Annotated in this window: 1 protein-coding gene; it reads right to left on the minus strand. The window is 67.7% G+C overall.

Annotation, left to right across the window (positions count from 1 at the left end; all coding sequences use genetic code 11):
• Positions 1 to 28 precede the first annotated feature (28 nt).
• Entirely contained in the window at positions 29 to 2,323 is a 2,295-nt protein-coding gene (locus tag FPZ47_RS27165; protein WP_144957326.1) for a putative transposase, read from the minus strand.
• Positions 2,324 to 2,477: the final 154 nt, after the last annotated feature.

The following is a 2,477-nucleotide window of genomic DNA, read 5'->3' on the forward strand; positions in this document are numbered from 1 at the left end:
CTCAGGACTCCCGACATAGTGGGATCGTTTATGTAGTGTCGTGACCTTTAACGCTGTATTTGATCTTGAGGTCGGTGCCGGGGTAGCGGGTCTCGGTGGCGGTGAGTTCATTGCAAAGGCCGGCGATCGCGCGGCTGCGGCGGGCCGCGGTCGCGGGGTCGAGCCGCAGGTGCAAGGTGTCGCCGGTGATGTGGATGTCGCCGGGCAGCCGCATCGCTTCACGCAGCAAGGCGCGGGCTTCGTCGGCCGCGCGAGGGTAGTGCTCGCGCAGCAGGCGGGCAAGGGTGGTTTCGGCGTTGTAGGCGCTCATACGGATGGCGTGGGTGATCAGCTTGGTTTCCTCGTCGAGCAATCGTGCGTTAGGGCGCACGGTGGCCAGCGGGACTCGCGCGGGTGTGGCGGCTCGGTCAGTGCGGGCCTGGTCGAGCTGGCTGCGGGCGGTTTCGACCGCGGCGACCGCGGCCGGGTCGACGGTGGCCGAGCCGTGGTTGTCGGGCCGGCCGGCGGCGGCGGCAGCGGCGGAGATGGCGGCAGCGAGCACGGTTTGGGCATCGGCGAGGCACTGTTCGGCAGTGCTCACCGCGGCGGCGGTGCCGGTCTTGGCGGGGTTGGGCACCAGCCGGGTGGGGTCGTCGGGTTTGTCGGTGTAGTCATCGAGCGCGTCGAGCGCGAAATGCATTCGCCCGTACCGGAAGTAGTTCTCGTGGCGCCAACGGCCACCGAGGCGCCAGACGATTTCTGCGGCGGGCAGTTCACGCCGCGAGGTGACCAGCGGATGCTGGGAACCGTCGCGGCCGCGTTTATGGATCTGACGCAGCGACAGGCTACCGTGTTTGCCGCAGTCGAGCTCGGTGGTGGTTTCGGCAAGAGTGTAGGGGTGTTCGATGCCGGTGTCGGTGTCGGTGAAGCTGCACTCGGTGAACTCGGTGTCGCTCAGTGGCTCGAAATCGCCCTTGCGCCAGCAGATCACGTCGAAGTCAGCATCGATGATCTTCTTCAACAACGCCGGTGACCAGCCGCCGCGGTCGAAAATCAGCGTCGCCCGCCGCTGGGCGCCCACCGTGGCGCGCAGCGCCGGCAGCAGCTGTTCGATCTCGCCGGCCAGGCTGCTTGACGGCGCGGCGGTGATGACCATGACCGGTTGCCCGTCAGCGTCGGCGACCCAGGTCTCGGCGGTCGCGCGGGCGGCCATGTGCAGCCGGGCGACATGGGTTTTCTGCAGGTCTCGGGTGCCGAAGTAGGCGCGCATGTGACCGTCGATCATCAGGTAGCCGATCGCGTCGGGTCGCGCCGCGGCGTGCGCGGCGGCCAGCGCGCCCTGCAGCGCCGCCCCGCGCCGATAGGCGGCCAGCTCACCAAGCTTGCGTCGCAGGGTCTTGACCTCGGGTGCTCGATCCAATCCGAGTAGGCGGCCCAGATCGGCCGGGGTCACCCGGGTCAGGCCCTCGGCGCGCGGATCGCGCAGCAACGCCAAAAACAGCAGCGTCAACACCACCGGCCGTAACCCGTAGAACCCGTTACGTAACCGGCCGTAGGTGTCGGTGAACACCTCAAGCAGCCCGGTCACCGCCAGTGCGGGCAACACTAGCCACAACCCAGCCAGCGGCAGCCGAGCCCCCTGGGTGAACACCGGGGCGGCCTCGGCCAAAAGCCCGTAGCGCGCCAACGCCCGCTCACCGGTGCGCGGCACCGGATCCGCCAACACCGGTAGCATCGACGCCGTCGCGTGCTCATCGGCGTCATCGACGAATTGGTCTGCGGTGGTGGTAGATTCGACCTGACCGGTGATTGAACTGGCAGCACAGGCCGACTCAGCGTCGACAGCGATGGGGCTTTTGGCAGCGGTCTTGCGCGTCTCCCACCCGATGCTGCCGCGGCAGCGTCCCAATGCGACCCGCACCGTCGCCGTCGACACCCCGGTCTCGGCGCCGATCGCGGCCAGGGTCCACCCCTGCTGCTGCAGTTCCCGGATGCGGGCAACCACCTCGTCAGTCAGCTTGAACGGCCCGGTCGGGCCGCGTTTGCCCGGTGCCAGTCCCGCCACCCCGTCGGCGGCGAACTCGCACCGCCAGCGCCACAAGGTGTTGCAGGTGACCGCGAACCCGGACGCGACCTGGGAGGGCCGCGCGATCTCGGTCTCGACCAGCTGCACCGCCGCCAACCGGCGCCCTACCTCATCGTCGGCGTCGAAACAAAATGTGGCCAGCCCGTTGACGTAGACCACCGACCCCCCATCCGGATCGGCCACCAGCGCGGCGATCGGGCCGATCGGTGTCGCCCCTGCAGGAATCAGCGGCAACACCGGCTGGGTCACCACCGCCATTAGTTGGACCACATCGATCCGAGGTAAATCATCACATGAATGATCGCATAAACCACAATCGAATACCGCTAACGACACACCCAGAAACAGGCGGCTACCAGGAAAAACGCCAAACTCGTCAGCAGGGAGCCGACTCTATGTCGGGAGTCCTGGG

This window comes from Mycobacterium helveticum (assembly GCF_007714205.1).
GTDB classification, from domain to species: domain Bacteria; phylum Actinomycetota; class Actinomycetes; order Mycobacteriales; family Mycobacteriaceae; genus Mycobacterium; species Mycobacterium helveticum.